19 protein-coding genes and 1 tRNA gene are annotated in these 19,035 nt (G+C 64.6%); 11 read left to right on the top strand and 9 right to left on the bottom strand.

Annotation, left to right across the window (positions count from 1 at the left end; translation table 11 throughout):
• The first annotated feature begins 72 nt into the window (after positions 1–72).
• Complete coding sequence (locus tag PAF18_RS04415) at positions 73–669, top strand: TetR/AcrR family transcriptional regulator (RefSeq protein ID WP_271117409.1); 597 nt, start codon at positions 73–75, stop codon at positions 667–669.
• 142 nt (positions 670–811) lie between these two features.
• On the top strand, positions 812–1,231 hold the full coding sequence (locus PAF18_RS04420; RefSeq protein ID WP_271117410.1) for a protein tyrosine phosphatase family protein: 420 nt from the start codon (positions 812–814) through the stop codon (positions 1,229–1,231).
• Position 1,232: 1 nt separating this feature from the next.
• Here the strand turns inward: PAF18_RS04420 and PAF18_RS04425 are convergent, their stop codons facing one another.
• Positions 1,233–1,895, bottom strand: a complete 663-nt coding sequence (locus PAF18_RS04425) for a cytochrome c biogenesis CcdA family protein (RefSeq protein ID WP_271117411.1) — start codon at positions 1,893–1,895, stop codon at positions 1,233–1,235.
• 67 nt (positions 1,896–1,962) lie between these two features.
• Between PAF18_RS04425 and PAF18_RS04430 the strand changes: the two genes are divergently transcribed.
• Entirely contained in the window at positions 1,963–2,274 is a 312-nt protein-coding gene (locus PAF18_RS04430) for an RNA-binding S4 domain-containing protein (RefSeq protein ID WP_271117412.1), read from the top strand.
• Positions 2,275–2,323: 49 nt separating this feature from the next.
• Here PAF18_RS04430 and PAF18_RS04435 read toward each other — a convergent pair.
• Positions 2,324–2,399, bottom strand: a tRNA-Ile gene (locus PAF18_RS04435).
• A gap of 158 nt (positions 2,400–2,557) precedes the next feature.
• Between PAF18_RS04435 and purM the strand changes: the two genes are divergently transcribed.
• From purM to PAF18_RS04465, 6 genes are all read left to right on the top strand, one after another.
• Positions 2,558–3,604: a phosphoribosylformylglycinamidine cyclo-ligase gene (purM, locus tag PAF18_RS04440; protein WP_271117413.1), complete on the top strand. Its 1,047-nt coding sequence runs from the start codon at positions 2,558–2,560 to the stop codon at positions 3,602–3,604.
• On the top strand, positions 3,601–4,188 hold the full coding sequence (purN, locus tag PAF18_RS04445; protein WP_271117414.1) for a phosphoribosylglycinamide formyltransferase: 588 nt from the start codon (positions 3,601–3,603) through the stop codon (positions 4,186–4,188). The genes purM and purN overlap by 4 nt, the downstream gene beginning before the upstream one ends.
• Positions 4,189–4,264: 76 nt before the next feature.
• Positions 4,265–5,026 carry a (Fe-S)-binding protein gene (locus PAF18_RS04450; RefSeq protein WP_271117415.1) on the top strand — a complete coding sequence of 254 codons (762 nt, stop codon included), beginning with the start codon at positions 4,265–4,267 and terminating at the stop codon, positions 5,024–5,026.
• A complete protein-coding gene (locus PAF18_RS04455) occupies positions 5,023–6,444 on the top strand; it encodes a lactate utilization protein B (protein WP_271117416.1) in 1,422 nt (473 codons plus the stop codon). Before PAF18_RS04450 ends, PAF18_RS04455 begins: the two co-directional genes overlap by 4 nt.
• Positions 6,441–7,100 (top strand): LutC/YkgG family protein, encoded by a 660-nt coding sequence (locus tag PAF18_RS04460; RefSeq protein ID WP_271117417.1) that lies wholly within the window; start codon positions 6,441–6,443, stop codon positions 7,098–7,100. Before PAF18_RS04455 ends, PAF18_RS04460 begins: the two co-directional genes overlap by 4 nt.
• A gap of 165 nt (positions 7,101–7,265) precedes the next feature.
• The gene (locus PAF18_RS04465) at positions 7,266–8,489 is read left to right on the top strand and encodes an NAD-dependent epimerase/dehydratase family protein (protein WP_271117418.1); all 1,224 of its coding nucleotides are present in this window, start codon (positions 7,266–7,268) and stop codon (positions 8,487–8,489) included.
• Positions 8,490–8,599: 110 nt separating this feature from the next.
• On the opposite strand, the gene PAF18_RS04470 is transcribed toward PAF18_RS04465, so the two are convergent.
• The 3 genes from PAF18_RS04470 to PAF18_RS04480 form a co-directional block, all read right to left on the bottom strand.
• Positions 8,600–9,256, bottom strand: a complete 657-nt coding sequence (locus tag PAF18_RS04470; protein ID WP_271117419.1) for a trimeric intracellular cation channel family protein — start codon at positions 9,254–9,256, stop codon at positions 8,600–8,602.
• Positions 9,257–9,347: 91 nt separating this feature from the next.
• Entirely contained in the window at positions 9,348–10,979 is a 1,632-nt protein-coding gene (locus PAF18_RS04475; RefSeq protein WP_271117420.1) for an alpha-D-glucose phosphate-specific phosphoglucomutase, read from the bottom strand.
• Positions 10,976–11,122 carry a hypothetical protein gene (locus PAF18_RS04480; protein ID WP_271117421.1) on the bottom strand — a complete coding sequence of 49 codons (147 nt, stop codon included), beginning with the start codon at positions 11,120–11,122 and terminating at the stop codon, positions 10,976–10,978. Before PAF18_RS04480 ends, PAF18_RS04475 begins: the two co-directional genes overlap by 4 nt.
• Positions 11,123–11,475: 353 nt before the next feature.
• Between PAF18_RS04480 and PAF18_RS04485 the strand changes: the two genes are divergently transcribed.
• Positions 11,476–11,898: a hypothetical protein gene (locus tag PAF18_RS04485; RefSeq protein WP_271117422.1), complete on the top strand. Its 423-nt coding sequence runs from the start codon at positions 11,476–11,478 to the stop codon at positions 11,896–11,898.
• Positions 11,888–13,480, top strand: a complete 1,593-nt coding sequence (locus PAF18_RS04490; protein ID WP_271117423.1) for an alpha-amylase family glycosyl hydrolase — start codon at positions 11,888–11,890, stop codon at positions 13,478–13,480. The genes PAF18_RS04485 and PAF18_RS04490 overlap by 11 nt, the downstream gene beginning before the upstream one ends.
• A gap of 79 nt (positions 13,481–13,559) precedes the next feature.
• On the opposite strand, the gene PAF18_RS04495 is transcribed toward PAF18_RS04490, so the two are convergent.
• From PAF18_RS04495 to ectB, 4 genes are all read right to left on the bottom strand, one after another.
• Positions 13,560–15,578 carry a TonB-dependent receptor domain-containing protein gene (locus PAF18_RS04495; RefSeq protein WP_271117424.1) on the bottom strand — a complete coding sequence of 673 codons (2,019 nt, stop codon included), beginning with the start codon at positions 15,576–15,578 and terminating at the stop codon, positions 13,560–13,562.
• A gap of 217 nt (positions 15,579–15,795) precedes the next feature.
• On the bottom strand, positions 15,796–17,229 hold the full coding sequence (locus PAF18_RS04500; RefSeq protein WP_271118054.1) for an aspartate kinase: 1,434 nt from the start codon (positions 17,227–17,229) through the stop codon (positions 15,796–15,798).
• 80 nt (positions 17,230–17,309) lie between these two features.
• On the bottom strand, positions 17,310–17,705 hold the full coding sequence (locus PAF18_RS04505; protein WP_271117425.1) for an ectoine synthase: 396 nt from the start codon (positions 17,703–17,705) through the stop codon (positions 17,310–17,312).
• Positions 17,706–17,711: 6 nt separating this feature from the next.
• The gene (gene ectB, locus PAF18_RS04510) at positions 17,712–19,001 is read right to left on the bottom strand and encodes a diaminobutyrate--2-oxoglutarate transaminase (RefSeq protein WP_271117426.1); all 1,290 of its coding nucleotides are present in this window, start codon (positions 18,999–19,001) and stop codon (positions 17,712–17,714) included.
• Positions 19,002–19,035: the final 34 nt, after the last annotated feature.

The following is a 19,035-nucleotide window of genomic DNA, read 5'->3' on the forward strand; positions in this document are numbered from 1 at the left end:
CGTGACATTGCCGGGCGAAGGCGTTAAAGCACCCGGCGGCGCATCGGGCGCCGCCGCAAGACAGGACAGAGGATGGCCCGCACCCGCGCCAGTGACTTCGCCGAGAAGCAGCAGGAACTGCTGCGCAGCGCCGCGGCGGTGATCGCGGAATTGGGCATGGACAAGGCCTCGATGGCGCAGATCGCCGACAAGGCCGGCGTGTCGAAAGCGCTGCTGTATCACTATTACCCCGGCAAGGACGCGCTGATCTTTGCCATCATCGAAACCCATCTGACCGAGGTGGACGAGGCCGTGGCCAGTGCCGACAATGCTGCCTTGCCCGAGCGTGACCGGCTGCGCGCGCTGGTCGGCGCGGTGCTGGACGTCTATCGAGGTGCGGATAACGAGCATGTCGTCCAGCTTAACGCCAAGCGCGCGCTCACCGAGGATCAGCGTCAGGCACTCGCCGAGATCGAGCGCCGGATCGTGCGCCGTTTCTCGGTGGTGATCGACCGCATCAACCCCGCGCTTTCCGGGGGACGCCCGCTGTTGATGCCCGTCACCATGTCGCTTTTCGGGATGATGAACTGGGTCTATATGTGGTTCCGCGAGGGCGGGCCGGTGACGCGCGAGGATTACGCCGATATCGCCACGACTCTGATCCTCGAAGGGGTGAAGGCCGTCCGCTGATCGCCGGCTCGGACAGTGCCGATGCCGATTTTTGGGCCCGTTGCCGCCAATATCGCCGCAAGCGAGTTGCCTCTTCGCGGCGAAACGGGCAAATGCGAGACATCACCGCGCTTATATGATAGAGAACTGGCCAGGTAGAAGAATGGATATTCGCAAGATCAACGACCGCATCTCTGTCTCGCCGCAGATCGACCCCGCGGATCTGGCCGAGCTTGCAAAGGCGGGCTATCGCAGCGTCATCTGCAACCGCCCCGATGGCGAAGAAGCCGGGCAGCCCGGTCAGGACCAGATCGCAGAGGCGGCGAAAGCGGCGGGGCTGGAATTCCGCGCGCTTCCGGTGGTGCCGGGGCAGCTCGATGCCGGGCTTGTGTCGCGCTTCGGCGAGGCTCTGGACGAGATGCCGCAGCCGATTCTGGCCTATTGCCGCTCGGGCACGCGCTCGGCGACGGTCTGGGCGCTGTCGCAATCGGGCAAGCAGCCGCGCCAGGACATCCTGCGCATGGGCCGCGATGCGGGTTATGATCTGGGCGGCATTGCCGAGGCGCTGCACGACCCGGAATAATCTAGCGCAGCGTGGCCGACCAGTCGCCGCGCTCCAGCATCCACTGGCCGATGCGGTTCATATTGTCGGTGGCGATCAGCAGCGCAAAGATCAGCAGCCCGAACCCCGCCGCAATCCGCAGCGCGCGCAGGCGGGGCAGTTTCGGGATCACGGCGGGTAGGCCCCAGCCGATGACGACAAAGGGCAGGGCCATCCCCGCGCCATAGACGAGCAGCAGCGCCAGCCCCGAAGCGGGCGCCCGGCTGGCAATCCCGATCAATCCGGCGAGGCTCGGCCCGATACAGGGAATCCAGCCAAAGCCGAAACTCGCCCCCAGGGCCGCGGCCCAGGGCAGAGAGGCCGGGCCGGACATGTCACGCGACCCGAGCACGCCCATCGCCGCCATCAGGATCAGCCCCGCCGCGATCAACCTGAGCACCGGCAGCCAGGCGATGAAGACCCGCCCGGCGCTGCTCCCGCCCATGCAGCTGAGCACGAAGACCGCGATCAGCCCCGCCGCGAAGGCCAGCGGGACGGTCGGATCAATCTGCCGCCGCGCCGGCCCGTGCGTCAGCGCGCGGCCGGTGACGAGACAGAGATAGAAGGGCAGCATCGGCAGCACGCAGGGCGTCAGCACCGACAGCAATCCTGCCGCAAACATCTCTGCCACGCCGATCGCGGTCATGATCTTCACCCTCTTGCGAACCTGACAGGGCTTGCGGCGGGATCGCCCATCCGTCAAGCCTTGGCGCATGGAGACGGTGAGGCTGGACAAGTTTCTCTGGGCAGCGCGGTTCTACAAGACCCGCGCGCTCGCTCAGCAGATGATCGAGAAGGGACGCGTCAGAATCGACGGCGCGCGGGTAAAGCCGGCCCGCGCCTTGCGCCCCGGCGTGGTGCTGGAACTGCGCCAGGGCAGCACGCGCCGCCGCGTCGAGGTGCTTTCCCTCTCGGATCTGCGCGGCCCGGCAGCCGAGGCGCAGCGCCTCTATCGCGACCTGACCGAGCCCGCGCGGCTGGGTCTGTTCGACGGGATGGATGACGATGAGGATGACGATCTCTGATCGCCGCAGGGGTGTCTGCCGCCCAATTCGTCGCATTTGCCGTTGGATTTGGTAGGCCCGGAGGGACTTGAACCCCCAACCAAGGCGTTATGAGCGCCCTGCTCTGACCATTGAGCTACAGGCCCAGCCAGTGATCCCGTCTTGACTAGTCAGCAAGAGCGCGGGGGTCAAGCATCAGCGCCCTTTGGATCAGCGCCCATTGCATCAGCGCCCTTTGCATCAGCGCATTGCCTGAGCGCGGAGGGTGCTGTATCGGAAACCCGACTTTACGAAAGGGGAACCGATGTCCGAGCGCAGCAAAGGTCTGTCTTACGCCGAGGCCGGGGTGGATATCGATGCGGGCAATGCCCTCGTGGATCGTATCAAGCCCGCCGCCGCCGCCACCAGCCGTGCGGGCGTCATGGCAGGGCTTGGCGGGTTTGGCGCCTTGTTCGATCTCAAGGCCGCGGGCTATGCAGATCCGGTTCTTGTCGCGGCGACCGACGGGGTCGGCACCAAGCTGCGCATCGGCATCGATACCGGAGAACTGGACGGGCTCGGCATCGACCTTGTGGCGATGTGCGTCAATGATCTCGTCTGTCAGGGTGCGGAGCCTCTTTTCTTTCTCGATTACTTCGCCACCGGAAAGCTCGCCGTCGACGAGGCCGCGCGTGTCGTCACCGGCATTGCCGAGGGCTGCAAACGGTCGGGCTGTGCGCTGATCGGCGGTGAGACAGCGGAAATGCCCGGCATGTATCGCGAGGGCGATTTCGACCTGGCGGGCTTTGCGGTCGGCGCGATGGAGCGTGGCGCGGAACTGCCTCGGGATGTGGGGGCGGGCGATGTGCTGTTGGGGCTGGCCTCGGACGGGGTGCATTCCAACGGATTTTCTCTGGTCCGCCGCGTGGCCGAGGCGGCCGGGCTTGGATGGATGGATGCCTCGCCGTTTTCCGGGGGCACGCTGGGGCAGGCGCTGCTGACGCCGACGCGGCTCTATGTGCGCCAGTCGCTTCAGGCGATCCGCGCCGGCGGGGTGCATGGGCTTGCCCATATCACCGGCGGCGGGCTGACCGAGAACCTGCCGCGCATCCTGCCCGAGGGCATGGGCGCAGAGATCGATCTTGGCGGCTGGGATCTGCCGCCGGTATTTCGCTGGCTGTCCGAAGCGGGCGGGATCGCACCGGCCGAGATGCTCAAGACCTTCAATTGCGGCATCGGCATGGTGCTGGTCGTCGCCGCCGGACGTGCGGATGCGCTGCGCGCGCTGTTGGCCGAGGCCGGGGAAACCGTGGTCACGCTCGGCCATGTCGCGCCGGGCGAGGGGGTGGCCTATCGCGGCGCGCTTTCGTGAAACGCGTCGCAATCCTGATTTCTGGCGGCGGCTCGAACATGGTGCGGCTTGCCGAGGCGATGACCGGCGATTATCCGGCGCGCCCGGTTCTCGTCGGTGCGAATGACCCGTCAGCGGGCGGGCTGGCCAAGGCCGCCGCGATGGGGATCGAAAGTTTCGCCGTCGATCATCGTCCCTTCGGCCGCGACCGTGCCGCTTTCGAGGCCGAACTTCTCCGTCATCTCGAGGCGGCAGAGCCCGATATTATTGCCCTTGCAGGCTTCATGCGCGTCCTGACACCCGAATTCCTGCGCCACTATGCCGGGCGGATGCTGAACATCCATCCCTCGCTGTTGCCCAAATATCCCGGTCTGCACACACATGCCCGCGCCATCGCCGCCGGAGACGCCGAAGCGGGGGCGACCGTGCACGAGGTGACGGCGGATCTCGATGCCGGGCCGATCCTCGGACAGGCGCGGGTGCCGGTCCTGCCGGGCGATACGCCCGATGATCTTGCGGCGCGGGTTCTGGTGCAGGAACACAGGCTGTATCCGGCGGTGCTCCGCCGATTTGCACAAGGCGACCGGAGACCGGTATTTCTCTAGCCCTCTCACCGCGCGCGGCGTGTTGAACGTGGTGCGGTTTTCCGGCAGGCTCGACGGATCAAGCCGAGGATGCCAGATGACAACTTCCCCACGCGTCGGCCTGTTCGTGACCTGCCTCGTCGATGCGATGCGGCCCCGGATCGGCTTTGCCACCATCCGGTTGCTGGAACAGGCAGGTTGTCAGGTCGAGGTGCCCCGCGCGCAGACCTGCTGCGGTCAGCCCGGCGGCAATAGCGGTGACAAGCGCGGCGCGGAAGCGCTGGCGAAACAGGTGATCGAGACTTTCGAGGGTTATGACTATCTCGTGGGTCCATCAGGCTCCTGCGTCGGACAGATCCGGGCCTATCCGTCGCTGATGCGGGACGCGGAATGGCGGCGGCGGGCCGAGGATCTGGCGGCGCGCGCCTTCGAGATCGTCGGCTTTCTGCATGACGTGATGGGCTGGCGGCCAGAGATGCTGCGGCTGGAAGCGAGCGCGACCTATCATGACAGTTGCTCGGGGCTGCGCGAACTGGGGATCGAGCGCCAGCCCCGCGCCCTGCTGGAACAGGTCGAGGGGCTGGAGCTGCGCGATCTGGAAGGCGCCAATGTCTGCTGCGGTTTCGGCGGCACGTTCTGCGTGAAATATCCCGAAATCTCGACCGCGATCGTTTCCGAGAAGACGAAGAACATTCGCGATACCGGCGCCGATCTGCTGTTGGCGGGGGATCTCGGCTGCCTGATGAACATGGCCGGCCGGCTGCGCCGCGAGGGGGCGGCGACGCGCTGCTTCCACACCGCCGAGCTGCTTGCCGGCATGGCGGACGGGCCGGCCATCGGCGAGGAGGACGAAAGATGAGCGCGCCGCAGATGCAGGACAGCTTCAAGGCCCGTGCGAAGGCGGCGATCGGCGACGGTAATCTCAAGACCGCCATCGACCGGACCACAAACACCGCCCAGACCAAGCGCGCTGCCGCAGTTGCGGCCTTTCCCGAATTTCAGGCCGCACGCGCCCGCGCCGCCGCGATCAAGGATCACGTCATCGCGCATATGGACCATTATCTGGCCGAGTTCGAGCGCAATGCCACAGCCGCCGGCGCAAAGCTGCATTGGGCGCGCGACGCCGCAGAAGCGGCCGAGATCGTCACCGGCATCTGCCGCGCGGCAGAGGCCCAGATTGTGACCCGCTCCAAATCCATGCTGGGCGAGGAAATCGGTCTGCCCCACGCTCTCGAAGATGCCGGGGTCGAGCGGGTGGAGACGGATCTTGCCGAGCACATCATTCAGCTTGCCGGAGAACGTCCCAGCCATATCATCTGGCCCGCCATGCACCGCACCCGCGAGGATGTCGCGGCGCTGTTTGGCAAGGACCATCAGCCGCCGCCCGATGCCGATGACCCCGAATCGATGGTCGCCTCGGCCCGGCGGGTGCTGCGCGAGAAATTTCTCGCCGCGGATGTCGGGATCTCGGGGGCGAATTTCCTCGTGGCGGATACCGGCGCGACCTGCACCGTTACCAATGAGGGCAATGCCGAGCTGACCACCACGCCGCCCCGCGTTCATATCGTCACGGCGGGGATCGAAAAGCTGGTGCCTTCGACCGCGCATGCCATGGCGCTGCTGCGCGTGCTCGTGCGCTCGGCCACGGGCGGAGAGGTCACGCAGTACACGACGTTTCACTGCGGCCCGAAACGCGCCGGCGATGCCGATGGGCCGTCAGAGATGCATATCGTGCTGGTGGATAACGGCCGCTCGCGCATGCTGGGGGACGAGTTCCGCGAGATGTTGCGCTGCATCCGCTGCGGCGCCTGCATGAACCATTGCGTGGTCTATCGCCAGATCGGCGGCCACGCTTATGGCGGCGTCTATCCTGGCCCGATGGGGGCGGTGCTGACCCCGGTTCTGGACGGTCTCGCCCCAAGCCGGGACCTGCCGCAGGCCTGCACCATGAACGGGCGTTGCGAAGAGGTCTGCCCGGTCAGGATTCCGCTGAAGACAATGCTGAAGGCATGGCGCTATCGGTCATGGGACAGCCAGCAGGAGGCCGGGGTGATGCGTTTCGGGCTCGGTCTGTGGGGTTTCGCGGCGCGGCGGCCGTGGCTTTATCATCTCGGCACGCGGCTGGCGCTGCCGGTGATGAGGCGCTTCGGGCGCAAGGGCTGGATTTCGCGCATGCCGTTTGCCGGAGGCTGGACCGAGACGCGCGATCTGCCTGCCCCGGCGGCGCGCAGCTTCATGTCGCAATATCGCAAGCACGGCAAGGGAGGCCCCGAATGACCGCGCGCGACGATATTTTCGCCGCCATCGGGCGCGGTCTCACCCGGGGTCAGGACGGGGCGCTGCCGCGCCGCAGCCGCGATGAGATCCGCGGCGAGGCGGCAGGGCTGCTGCATGATCTCGATGAGATCCGTCCCGATCTGACCGGCGCGGATGCGGTGGCCGCCTTTATCGCCAAATGCGCCATGCCTGCGCTTGGCGTGACGCTCGACCGGGTCTCGGGGTGGAAGGGTTTGCCCGAAGCCGTTGCCGCCTATCTGGACCGGCATGATCTGCCGCGCCGTCTGGCCGTCACCGGGGATGAGAGGCTGACGGCGATTGGCGGGGCAGGGATCGAGACCCATCCCGACTGCGCGCCGGACGAGGCAGCGGCCATGTCGGTGGCCGATTGGGCTGTGGGCGAGACCGGCTCGGTGATCCTGCACAGCTCGGCAACGCAGCCGGTGCTGCACGCTCTGCTGCCGCGTCACTGGCTGGTCGTGGTCGAAGAGCGGCTCGTGCTGCCCTATCTGGACGACTACGCGACCTATGCCGCGCTCGGGCCGCGTAACGCGGTGATGATCACCGGCTCCTCCGGCACCACCGATATCGAAGGGTTTTTCGTGCGCGGCGCGCATGGGCCGGGCTTTGTGCATGTGTTGCTGATCGCATCCTGAGCGCAAGCGGCTGCACGTCGCGCGCCGCGGCGCGCCGCCGCCATGTCGCATCGCTGTCACAGAACTGTCTTGCAGGGGTGGTACCCGGCCTTTACTCATCAGTGCCAAATCGGCACTTGCGCGCCGGTCCGACATGGCGGCGAAGGCAGTAAGGAAAGGCTCATCATGCGTATTGCGGTTCTTGGCGGCGACGGATTTGTCGGCTGGCCGACCTCGCTTCACCTGTCCCATCTCGGCCACGAGGTGCATATCCTCGACAATCTCTCGCGTCGCTGGATCGACACCGAGTTGGGCGTGCAGTCGCTGACCCCGATGGATTCGATCCAGGAACGCTGCCGGATCTGGAAGCAGGAAAGCGGCAACCAGATCCATTTCCACCTGCTGGATCTGGCCAAGGAATTCGAGCGGCTGAAGAAATGGCTGGCCGAATACCGTCCCGACGCGATCATCCATTTCGCCGAACAGCGCGCCGCGCCCTATTCGATGAAGACCGACCGCCACAAGGTCTATACGGTCGATAACAACGTCAACGCGACGCATAACCTGCTGGCCGCGATGGTCGAAACCGGCATCGATGCGCATCTGGTCCATCTGGGCACGATGGGGGTTTACGGCTATTCCAGCGTCGGCGCGCCGATCCCCGAGGGCTATCTGGATATCGAGATCGACACCCCGTCCGGCAAGAAACAGCAGCAGGTGCTGTATCCGACGCGGCCCGGCTCGGTCTATCATATGACCAAGAGCCTCGATCAGATCATGTTCCAGTTCTTCGCCCAGAATGACGGGCTGCGGATCACCGATCTGCATCAGGGCATTGTCTGGGGGACGCATACCGACCAGACCCGCCGGCATGAGCAGCTTATCAACCGCTTCGATTACGATGGCGATTACGGCACGGTGCTGAACCGTTTCCTGATCCAGGCGGCGATCGGCTATCCGCTGACCGTGCATGGCACGGGCGGGCAGACCCGCGCCTTCATCCATCTTCAGGATTGCGTGCGCTGCATCGAGCTGGCGCTGGCCGATGCGCCCGCGGCGGGTGAGCGGGTGAAGATCTTCAACCAGATGACCGAAACCCACCGCGTGCGCGATCTCGCGGCGATGGTAGCACGGCTGGCCGGGGCGCGGGTGATGAACCTGCCCAACCCGCGCAAGGAGGCCGCCGAGAACGATCTGATCGTGAAGAACGACCAGTTCCTTGCGCTCGGGCTGAACCCGATCACACTCGAGGAGGGGCTGCTTTCGGAAGTGGTGGACGTGGCCAAGAAATATCAGCACCGCATCGACCGTTCGCGCGTGCCGGCGGTGTCGGCCTGGACCAAGGAGATCGCGGCCGAGGTCGATCACGACCCCGAGGCACATGCGCAGGACGCCAAGGTCGCAAGCTGACAATCCGCCCGGCGCTCAGGCGCTGCCTTGTCTCGGGCGTCGCAGCATGTTCCGGCGGCGCGCGACGCAATCCGGGGCTGGCTCGCCCGCGCCCGGTGCCACTCGGGGCATCAGCCCCGCATGCGCGGCGGTCTCGGCTTATAGACCGGCAGCGACCAGCCCCAGATCAGCGTTCCCGCGCGCAGCAGGAACACGGCGCCGCCGCCCCCGGTCAGCGCCAAGGCGCGGGGCAGGCCCAGCCATGCCAGCATCAGCGCCACCACCGCGCCGCCGAAAGCGCAGGTCAGGTAAAGCTCGCTTCCCTTGAGCACCAGAGGCACCTCGTTGCCGACCACATCGCGCATCAACCCGCCCATCGTGCCGGTGATGACTCCGGCGATGACGATGATGACCGGCCCGAACCCGCCGGCCATCGCCACGCCGATCCCGGCAGGAACCGCGACAGCGAGCGCAATCGCATCGAGCCAGAGCAGCCAGCGATAGCGGCTTTCCAGAAGATGTGCCGTCCAATAGACCAGAAACGCCGCGCCGGCGGCGATCAGGATCAGCTCGGGCTGCGCCACCCAGAACACGGGGTCGCGGCCCAGCACCAGATCCCGTACCGTGCCGCCGCCCACCGCGGTCAGCGAGGCCATGAAGATGAAACCGATGATGTCGAGCTGCGCCCGGCTGGCCACCAGCGCCCCGGTCAGCGCGAACACAAGGGCCGAGCCGTAATCCAGCGCCCAGACATAGGCCCCGATCCTGTCGAGCATCTCGGGTGTCATCGGTGATCTCTCCTGCCGTCGCGTGACAGGGCGCGCTGTGCCACGAAACGCGGCGGGTTGGAAACCCCGCCCGCGCCTCGGGACGCGGCGTTCAGGTGGTCACGTCCGGGGCGTCCTTGCCGGTATGCTTGCGGATCTGCGCGATCTCCTCGGCGGCGGCGACCACGGGCGAGAGCGCGTCCTGCACTGGGAGGTCCAGCTTGCCATCCGCAGGCTGATAGCGTTCCAGATAGACCCTCAGCGTCGCGCCCTCGGTGCCGGTGCCCGACAGCCGCAGCACGATACGCGAGCCGTCGGTGAAGGCGATGCGGATGCCCTGATGCTCCGCGACCGATTCGTCGATCGGGTCGCGATAGGCGAAGTCATCCGCCGCTTCGACCGTCATCCCTGAGAATTCCTGACCCTTCAGATCGTCCAGCCTTCCGCGCAACCGATCCATCAGCGCATTCGCATCCTCGGCCGGAACCGCCTCGTAATCATGGCGTGAGTAATAATTGCGGCCGTATTCCTCCCAGTGATCGCGCATGATCGCGGCCACGGATTGCTTGCGCGCGGCGAGGATGTTCAGCCACAAAAGCACCGCCCACAGACCGTCCTTTTCCCGGACATGATCCGAGCCGGTCCCGGCGGATTCTTCCCCGCAGAGCGTGACTTTGCCCGCATCGAGAAGGTTGCCGAAAAATTTCCAGCCGGTCGGTGTTTCATAGCTGCCGATTCCCGCCTTTTCGGCGACCAGATCGGCGGCGCGCGAGGTCGGCATCGAGCGGGCCACGCCCGACAGCCCCGCCATGTAGCCGGGCGCGTGATGCGCATTCGCGGCCAGCACGGCGAGGCTGTCCGAGGGCGTTACGTAGATGCCGCGACCGACGATCATGTTGCGGTCGCCATCACCATCCGAGGCCGCGCCGAAATCGGGCGCATCGCGGCCCATCATGACCTTCATGAGCTGATCGGCCCAGACCGGGTTGGGATCGGGATGTCCGCCTCCGAAATCGGGCAGGGGGGTGGCGTTGACCACGCTGCCCTCCGCCGCGCCGAGCCGGTTCTCAAGGATTTCCGTCGCGTAGGGTCCGGTGACGGCATGCATGGCGTCGAAGCGCAGGGTAAAGCCGCCTTCCAGCAGGGTGCGGATCGCATCGAAATCGAAGATCTGCTCCATCAGCGCGGCGTAATCGGCGACCGGATCGACGATCTCGATCTCCATCCCGCCCATGCTTGTCGTGCCCGGCTGCGAAAGATCGGCATCCTGGGTTTCGAGAATCCGGTATTGGGTGATCTCGCGCGTCCGGTCATGGATTCGCGCGGTCAGCGATTCCGGCGCGGGCCCACCATTCGCGCCGTTGAACTTCAGTCCGAAATCCGCGTTCTCGCCACCGGGATTATGGCTTGCCGACATGATGAAGCCGCCATCCGCAGCCCGCTTCCGGATCAGGTTCGAGGCGGCGGGCGTGGACAGCAGCGCATCCCTCCCGACGATGACCTTCGCCGCGCCATTGGCCGCGCAGATCCGCAGGATCACCTGCGCCGCGCGATCATTGAAGAACCGCCCGTCGCCCCCGAGCACCAGTGTCTTGCCTTCGACGCCGCCAATCGCGTCGATGATCGACTGCACGAAATTCTCCAGGAAATGTCGCTGCATGAAGACGCGGGTCTTCTTGCGCAGGCCGGAGGTGCCCGGCTTCTGGCCGTCGATCGGGCTGGTGGTGACGGTGGTAACAGTCATGCGGGCGCTCCCTCTGGCATGAACATGGCAATGGAATCGGGCACGACCATGACGGTCGAGCCTGCTTTGGGGCGATCCTGCGATAACGGGCCGGAACTGTCGAGAACCCGGACCAAGCCGCGATCCCCGCGTTCGGCGTCCATTCGCCGGCTGGCGGGCAGCATGTCGGGAAACTCGTTTCGGTCAGAGCGGAAGAAGGACCAGCCCCGCCCTCGATCCAGCCGAATCCCCCGGCCTCGCTGTCGCGGCGATGCAGGGCGGACGGGTCACGGTAAAGGTGCTTCAGGTCGCGGACCAGAGATTGCAGCCCCTGATGGCGCGGATCGTCCAGCAGGTGCCAATCCAGCGAGCGGTCAAGTTTCATTCCTCGCGCTGACAGATTCCTGCCAGGATGGGTCCAGATGAACCCGTAATAGGCCCGCAGATTCGCGAATTTCTGCCAGTCGTCTCCGGGCATCTTGGCCAGCATCGAGCCTTTGCCACCAACCACCTCGTCATGGCTGACCAGCAGGATGAAATTCTCGGAGAACGCATGGATCAGGGCGAAAGTGGGCCGGTTGCGATGGTGGCTGCGATGGATCGGCGCGTGGCGGATATAGCTGAGCGTGTCGGTCATCCAGCCCATGGTCCACCTGAAGCCGAAACCCGGCCCGCCCGTATCGCCAGGACGCGACACGCGCGGCGAAAGAGGTCGATCCTTCGGCCACCGACTGATGCCGGGCAGTTCGCGACAGGCCACGCTGTTGACGCGGCGCAGGAAATCGATCGCTTCCAGCTTCTCGCACCCGCCTTGGATATTAGGCACCCAAGCGCCATCATTGCGTTCCGTGGCCATCTGATGTTAGCGGCAACATCAGGGCAGCATGGTGCCGGGTTCCATGCGCGAAGGACAGTGAAAGGGGGATTTCATGACGAATGACTGGTGGCGCGGGTCAGTGACCTATCAGGTCTATCCACGGTCTTTTCAGGACAGCGACGCAGACGGGATCGGCGATCTGCCGGGCATCACGCGGCGGCTGCAATACATCGCCGGTCTCGGGGTGGACGCGGTCTGGCTGTCGCCGGTCTTTGCCTCGCCGATGGCGGATATGGGCTATGACGTGTCGGATTATACCGATATCGACCCGCTTTTCGGCACGCTTTCGGATTTCGACGCGATGGTTTCGCGCGCGCATGAGCACGGGCTGAAGGTCATTATCGACCAGGTGCTGAGCCATTCCTCGGATCAGCACCCGTTCTTTATCGAAAGCCGCAGGGATCGGGACAATCCGAAGGCCGACTGGTATGTCTGGGCCGATGCCAGGCCCGACGGCACGCCGCCGAACAACTGGTCATCGGTCTTCGGCGGCTCGGCCTGGGAATGGGACGGGCATCGCAAGCAGTATTACCTGCACAATTTCCTGACCTCGCAGCCGGATTTCAATTTCCACAATCCCGATGTGCAGGACTGGCTGCTCGGCACGATGCGCTTCTGGCTGGAACGCGGTGTGGACGGCTTCCGTCTGGATACGGTGAATTTCTATTTCCATGACGGCAAGCTGCGCAACAACCCGCCGCGCAAGGGCGAGGCGCAGGTGAATCCCTATGAGATGCAGCTCCATAAATTCTCGAAGACCCGGCCCGAAAATCTCGATTTCCTGGCGAGGATGCGCGAACTGACTGATGAATACGGCGCCGCGATGGTGGGAGAGGTCGGCGATTCGACCCGCGCGGTCGAGATCATGGCCGAATACACGGCGGGCGATACCCGTCTGCATCAGGCTTACAGCTTCGACATGCTCGGACCGGAATTCACGCCGAACCATTTCCGCACAAGGATCGAGCGTTTCTTTCGCGATGCGCCCGATGGCTGGCCGACATGGGCCTTTTCCAATCACGACGTGATCCGCCACCTGACCCGGTGGGATGATTATGGCGCGGATCAGGACAGGCTGGCGAAGCTGACGGCGGCGATGCTGTTGTCCTTCCCCGGCTCGGTCTGCCTCTATCAGGGAGAAGAGCTGGGCCAGACCGAGACCGAGCTGGAATTCGAAGAGCTTACCGATCCGCCGGGCATCCGTTTCTGGCCCGATTACAAGGGGCGCGACGGCTGCCGCACGCCGATGGTCTGGGACGGCAACGGCAATACCGCCGGCGGCTTCACCGAGGGCCGGCCCTGGCTGCCGGTCAAGCCGCCGCAGCTTGCCCGCAATGTCGCGGCGCAGGAACGAGAGGCGGACTCCGTGCTTCATTTCTATCGGCAGATGCTCGAGTTCCGCGGCGCGCAGGCTGAGTTGCGGGGCCGCGATCTGGCGAAATTCTACAAGCGGGCCGATCCGGTGCTGATGTTCCAGCGAGGCGGTCTGATCTGCGTCTTCAATCTCAGCCCCGACGCAACGAGCGCCAACCTGCCGCCCTGCGAGGCGCCCGCGCTGACCGGCCCGCATCAGGCGGCAGAGCTGGACGGGCGGCGGGTCAATCTGGGCCCGAACGGATTCGCCTTCATCGCCGTCAAGGGATGACGAAAGGCCGGTCTGGGGCTGAACGGAACATGGGCGCGCGGAAAACCCGCGCGCCCTTTTCTTTCGGTTCCTCTCGGGCTCAGAAGCTTTTCGAGAGGCCCAGGGTCACGGTGCGGCCCGGCCCGAACGCGGGCTCGATCACCCGGCCAGAGAAGGACCGCTCCACATAGCTTGAACGCTCGTAATAGGTCTCGTCGAAAAGATTATCGACGCCGAGACGGATCTTGGTTCCGTCGAGCTGCGCAGGTGTCCAGTCGGCATAGGCGTTCACCACCGTGTAGCCGTCATGATCCGAGAAGCCGGCGGCGGTCATCGCCTCGTCGGACAGCTCTCCTGCCCATTCCAGCGTCGCACCGACCGCGAGATTGTATTGCGGCAGCGCCTGATCGACATAGAGCGTGGCAATATCGCCGATGGGCATGAAGTTGGTGCCGCCGCTCGGCAGGATGAACTCTCCATCCTGGCTCAGATCGGCCTTGGTATAGCTGGCGCCGACGCGGCCCGTATCCCAGTCATAGCTGGCATTCAGCGTCACGCCCTTGCTGCGGCCTTCCTCGGCATTGGTGAGCAGGCCGTTGGCGACATCATATTCGCCGAGCCCGTCCAGCCTGGTGTCGAAAAAGGTGATCCCGCCGCGCCAGCTTGTACCGCTCGCGTTCAGCCCGATCTTGTAGTTCTTCGCCGTGGCGGGTTCCAGATCCGGGTCTGTGCTGAAGCTCGCATCACGCGCATGAAGCAAGCCATACTCGCCGACATTATAGCCCATCCAGCTATGAGAGGCGCCCGCGAACACTTCGAACATCTCGTTGATGCGATAGGAGAGCGTCGCATTGGCGCTGGCGCCCGAGCCGGTGAAGCGTTCATTGTTCCAGTCGTTCAGCCGGTGATGGTCATAGCGCAGTCCGGTGGACAGGTCGAACCCGTTGGCGAAATCAAAGCGGCCCTGTACGAAACTGCCAAGCTGGAACGTCGAGAACTTCCAGTCCGGGCCCGGCGCGCCAGAGTGATCGCCGTAATTGTCGATGAGATATTCGTTATCGGCGAAGTCCACCCCGGCCACGATCGTGCCCTGGGGCAGGGTGAAGCTGTTCTTCATCACCCCGCCGAATGTGTCGCGGCCAAGCTCCATGTCGCCATTGGGGCGCGGGCTGCCGCCCGGCACCAAAAGATCGCCCACGGCGTAATTCGGCCGCCAGTAATTCGTCGAGCCGATATAAAGCTGCGCTTCAGGGTCCCAGCTGTCGCTCGGGGCGGTGCTGGTCAGTTTCAGGCTGAAGGTCTCGCTGTCGATATCGAGCGGATAGACAGTCTCGTCGCCGTCCAGATCCATGTTCATCTTGATGACCCGATCCGCGTCGTCCTGAGACCGCTCATAAGCGGCCTCCAGTCGCGCGGCGCCGAACTCGTATCCCAGCTTGACCAGCGCGCCGCCTGCGGCGGGCTCGGTTCCGAGCATCTCAAGCCCGTTGCCCGCGTCGTAATTATCGCCGTTCTGGCCGTGCAGCATCACGAACCAATCCAGGTTTTCGTGCATCCCGTATCCGGCAAGGCTGCCCGAGATACCGCGCCCGTTGCTGCCATAGGACAGCGCCGCGCGACCGCCCATGTTCCGGCCGTCCAGCAACAGATCCTGGGCGCCGACGGTTTCATAGCGCACCGCACCCGCGCCGGCCGCGAAACCAGCATCGGCGGTCGCGGCTCCGGCCTCGACCTCGACCTGGCGGATAAAGGCCGGGTCGATCACGTTCGAGCCGGTGTGATGCCAGCTTTGCGGCCCCTGCGGGACGCCATCGACGGTCACGGCCAGCTTGGATTGCTCGATGCCGAAGACGTGGATCCGCTTGGCCGGGCCGGCCCCGCCCGAGACATTGACGGCGGATTCGCGGGCGAACAGTTCTGACACATCGTTGGGCTGGAGGATATCGACATCCTCGGCGCTGACCACCGCGCCGCCGGTGGATTCGATGTTTTCCTCGCCATCCGCGACGAGGGTGATGGTGTCGAGCACGATGGGCGCCGCGTCCTGCGCCGCGGCGGCACTGAGAAGCGCGAGTGTCGAGACTCCCGCGGCGAGCGGAAGAAGAAGCCGAGTCTGCATGTGATTCCTCTTGGATAAGGCAGAGGATGACGTGGCTGAGGTTCTGGCTTCGTATCCGATAATTTTCGTTGGTTATTAACTTATGCCGGTGTTGGCAAGCGGCTGTCAGCCCGGTAGTAAGGCTGATGCAATTCTGCCACTCCCCCCGATGCGTGGCGCTGACAGAGGGCGGGCGGCCCCGGCGGGACCGCCCTGTCATCAGCTTTGATCTGCAAGATCAGGCGGCGAGCTTGCCGCGTTCCTCCCCCTCGATCAGCTCGGCATGGAGCGCGGTGATCGCGCGGTCCAGATCGTCACGGCTCAGCAGGAACTGCACATCCACGGCGCGGGTCGGCTTTTGTGCCGCCTGCACCTCGATCCCGGCCCGGTCCAGAGCCTGAAGCCCGCGCATCAGCACGCGCTGCCCCTTGAGGTCGCGCCCGATGGCCGAGGCGATCGCCGCCGAACGCGCCGTGACCTGCGCCGAAGGATAGGCCTCGGACAGCTCGGATTCGATGCGGCGGGCGCGTTTCAGCGTCGTGGCCAGGAAATGGGTGATGGTGTTCGCATTCGAGGTTTTCGAAACGATAAAGGCGTTATGCCGCGTCAGCACTTCGAGGATCTTCGCGTCATAGCCCTTCACCCCGACCATGTCCTGCTCGAACAGCTCCAGCACCACGACCGGCAGCCCGGTCACGATCTCGGCCCCCGTCGCCTCGGCGCGGGTGTCGTCGATCAGCGTGCCCGGATCATGCGGCTCGAAAGCGTTGGTCACGCGCAGAGGGATCTGGTTCTGGCGGAGCGTCTTGGCGGCCTTGGGGTGGATCGCCTCCATCCCGAGATTGGCAAGCTGATCGGCCACGTCGTAATTCGTGTGCCCCAGCTTGCGCACCGCATCCGTGCCCACCAGACCCGGATCGGCGGAAGACAGATGAAATTCCTTGTGAATGATCGCCTCATCCGCCCCGGTCAGTGCCGCAAGGCGCGAGAAGGTGACCTCGGAATAGCCGCGATCGAACTCGGCCATCAACCCTTCGGTGCATTGCGCATAGCCGGTGACGATGGGCAATTCGCTTGCGAGATCGATCCCCTCCATCGCCGAAAGCAGGCGATCCTTCAGAGTGAACTCGCGGTCGTCGCGCCAACCGGTCAGATCGACATAGCGCGCATTCACCCCCGCCCGGTTCAGCAGAAGCGTGGCGACGAAAGCCGAATGCGCCTCGCCCAGACCGGAAAGCAGCTCGCGGAAGACCATCATGTGCTTCGACAGGCGGAAATGCCCGTAGCTGCACAGGCGCTGAAGATCGAACAGGCAGGAGCGCGCGCCTTCGATCCGGTCGCGGACAAACTCGTCGGCCTGATTTCGGTCGCCGGAATGGTCGAGAATATCGGCATTCGCCTCGCGCATCGCCTCGGCCACGCGGTTCAGCGCCATCTGCCAGCCGCCCTGATCGTCGGCGGCGTTGGCGAAGCTGGCATAGACGCCCGGCTCACCGGTCTTCTTGTGTTCCAGCAACAGGTTGGTGATGCCGCCGAACGCCGAGACGACGAAGATGCGGTGATACAGATCCTCGCCCTTGCGGTCGCCGATCAGCAGCGTATCGCGCAGCTCGTTCAGGCGGCTCATCGAGGTGCCGCCGATCTTTTCGACCGTATGTCCGGGGAAATTCAATTGGGTCAATCCGCTTCCCCGGCCCTGTTGTGGGGCCGGGCCTCTGATTGAGTGTTCTTGCCAGGTAGCGCAGGCGTGGTTCAGGCGTCTTCCGGTTCCGGCGCTGCGTAAGAGCCGTCGGCCTGATGCACCTCGTTTCCGGTGACCGGCGGGTTGAAGCAGCAGGCCATGACCAGCTCTTCCTCGGCGCGCAGCGTGTGCTTGTCATGCAGGTTCAGCGCATACATCACGCCGGGCGTGATCTCATGCGTCTCGCCCGTCGCCAGATCGGTGATCGAGCCCTTGCCGGACATGCAATAGACGCTCTCGAAATGGTTCTTGTAGTGGAAGGTATGTTCCGAACCGGCTTCCAGCGTGGTTATGTGGAACGAGAACCCCATCTTGTCATCGGCCAGCAACATGCGGACCGAGGACCATTGCGCGTCCTTCACGTCGCGCTCGGTGTTCTTCAGCTTTTTGAAATCACGAACGATCATAATGGCTTACTCCGCTGCGATCTGGTTCTTGGCGGTGGCGTCGCGGATCGCGGCCTCCAGAATGTCCAGACCCTTGGTGAAAATCTCTTCAGGGATGGTGAGCGCGGCCAGAACCTTGACCACCTCGTCATGGGCGCCCGAAGTCTCGATGATGAGCCCGTTTTCAAAGCATTTCGCGCAGATCTCGCCGGCCAGATCGCCATCGCCCACATCGATGCCGCGCATCATGCCGCGGCCTTTCAGCGTGGCACCCGGCACCAGCCCGGCCATTTCTTCCAGCCTTTCGCGCAGATACTCGCCCTTGTGCTGAACCTCCGTCGCGAAGGCATCGTCGGCCCAGAATTTCTCCAGCGCGACGCGCGCCGTCACGAAAGCATGGGTGTTGCCGCGGAAAGTACCGTTATGTTCGGCCGGTTTCCAGATATCCAGCTCGGGCTTGATGAGCAGCGCCGCGAAGGGCAGGCCCATCCCGCTGAACGACTTGGCCTGGGTGATCATGTCGGGGTCCAGCCCGAATTCCTCGGTCGAGAAATAGGTGCCGGTCCGGCCGATCCCGGCCTGGATATCGTCGATGATCAGCAGCGCGCCATGCTTCTTTGCGATACGCTGGATGCCCCGCAACCAGTCCCTGCTGGCCGCGTTCAGCCCGCCTTCGCCCTGCACAGGCTCGACGATGAAGGCCGCCGGGGCGTCGATGCCGCTCGACGGATTATCAAGCGCCCATTCGATATATTCCAGCGTATCCGTGTCGCCCATCGCGTTCTCGAAGGGCATATGCGTCACGTCAGCCAGGCTGCCCCCGCCTGCGCCCTCGCGCTTGCCCGAGTTGCCGGTCAGCGCAAGGCTGCCCATGGTCATGCCGTGGAAGGCATTGGTGAAGGCGATGACATTGCGCCGCTCGGTGACCTTGCGGGCCAGCTTGATCGCGGCCTCGACGGCATTGGTACCGGTCGGGCCGGTCATCATCACCTTATAGTCCAGCCCGCGCGGCTTGAGGATCAGCCGCTCGAAGGTTTCAAGAAACGCGGCCTTCTGCACCGTGAACATGTCCAGACCGTGCGCAATGCCGTCCTGGCTGATATGTTCGATCAGCGCGGCTTTCATGTCGGGGTCGTTATGCCCGTAATTCAGCGAGGAACACCCGGCGAGAAAGTCGATATAGTCGCGCCCGTCCTCGTCGGTCATGATCGAGCCGCTCGCCTTGGTGAACACCGTCGGAAAGCTGCGGCAATAGGAACGCGCCTCGGATTCGCGGCGCTCGAAAATAGCTTTATCGGCCGTCTTGTCGGTCGGCATAGGGTTACCTCGATGTGATTTGAATTGGTCGGCG

It is taken from the genome of Paracoccus sediminicola (genome assembly GCF_027912835.1).
In the GTDB taxonomy this organism is placed as follows: domain Bacteria; phylum Pseudomonadota; class Alphaproteobacteria; order Rhodobacterales; family Rhodobacteraceae; genus Paracoccus; species Paracoccus sediminicola.

What these genes read in the sequence shown, in the direction of transcription:
- PAF18_RS04415 (WP_271117409.1), top strand. Translation starts at nt 73, where the DNA reads ATGGCCCGCACCCGCGCCAGTGACTTCGCCGAGAAGCAGCAGGAACTG.
- PAF18_RS04420 (WP_271117410.1), top strand. Translation starts at nt 812, where the DNA reads ATGGATATTCGCAAGATCAACGACCGCATCTCTGTCTCGCCGCAGATC.
- PAF18_RS04425 (WP_271117411.1), bottom strand. Translation starts at nt 1,895, where the DNA reads ATGACCGCGATCGGCGTGGCAGAGATGTTTGCGGCAGGATTGCTGTCG.
- PAF18_RS04430 (WP_271117412.1), top strand. Translation starts at nt 1,963, where the DNA reads ATGGAGACGGTGAGGCTGGACAAGTTTCTCTGGGCAGCGCGGTTCTAC.
- purM (WP_271117413.1), top strand. Translation starts at nt 2,558, where the DNA reads ATGTCCGAGCGCAGCAAAGGTCTGTCTTACGCCGAGGCCGGGGTGGAT.
- PAF18_RS04450 (WP_271117415.1), top strand. Translation starts at nt 4,265, where the DNA reads ATGACAACTTCCCCACGCGTCGGCCTGTTCGTGACCTGCCTCGTCGAT.
- PAF18_RS04455 (WP_271117416.1), top strand. Translation starts at nt 5,023, where the DNA reads ATGAGCGCGCCGCAGATGCAGGACAGCTTCAAGGCCCGTGCGAAGGCG.
- PAF18_RS04460 (WP_271117417.1), top strand. Translation starts at nt 6,441, where the DNA reads ATGACCGCGCGCGACGATATTTTCGCCGCCATCGGGCGCGGTCTCACC.
- PAF18_RS04465 (WP_271117418.1), top strand. Translation starts at nt 7,266, where the DNA reads ATGCGTATTGCGGTTCTTGGCGGCGACGGATTTGTCGGCTGGCCGACC.
- PAF18_RS04470 (WP_271117419.1), bottom strand. Translation starts at nt 9,256, where the DNA reads ATGACACCCGAGATGCTCGACAGGATCGGGGCCTATGTCTGGGCGCTG.
- PAF18_RS04475 (WP_271117420.1), bottom strand. Translation starts at nt 10,979, where the DNA reads ATGACTGTTACCACCGTCACCACCAGCCCGATCGACGGCCAGAAGCCG.
- PAF18_RS04480 (WP_271117421.1), bottom strand. Translation starts at nt 11,122, where the DNA reads ATGGACGCCGAACGCGGGGATCGCGGCTTGGTCCGGGTTCTCGACAGT.
- PAF18_RS04485 (WP_271117422.1), top strand. Translation starts at nt 11,476, where the DNA reads ATGGCTGACCAGCAGGATGAAATTCTCGGAGAACGCATGGATCAGGGC.
- PAF18_RS04490 (WP_271117423.1), top strand. Translation starts at nt 11,888, where the DNA reads ATGACGAATGACTGGTGGCGCGGGTCAGTGACCTATCAGGTCTATCCA.
- PAF18_RS04495 (WP_271117424.1), bottom strand. Translation starts at nt 15,578, where the DNA reads ATGCAGACTCGGCTTCTTCTTCCGCTCGCCGCGGGAGTCTCGACACTC.
- PAF18_RS04505 (WP_271117425.1), bottom strand. Translation starts at nt 17,705, where the DNA reads ATGATCGTTCGTGATTTCAAAAAGCTGAAGAACACCGAGCGCGACGTG.
- ectB (WP_271117426.1), bottom strand. Translation starts at nt 19,001, where the DNA reads ATGCCGACCGACAAGACGGCCGATAAAGCTATTTTCGAGCGCCGCGAA.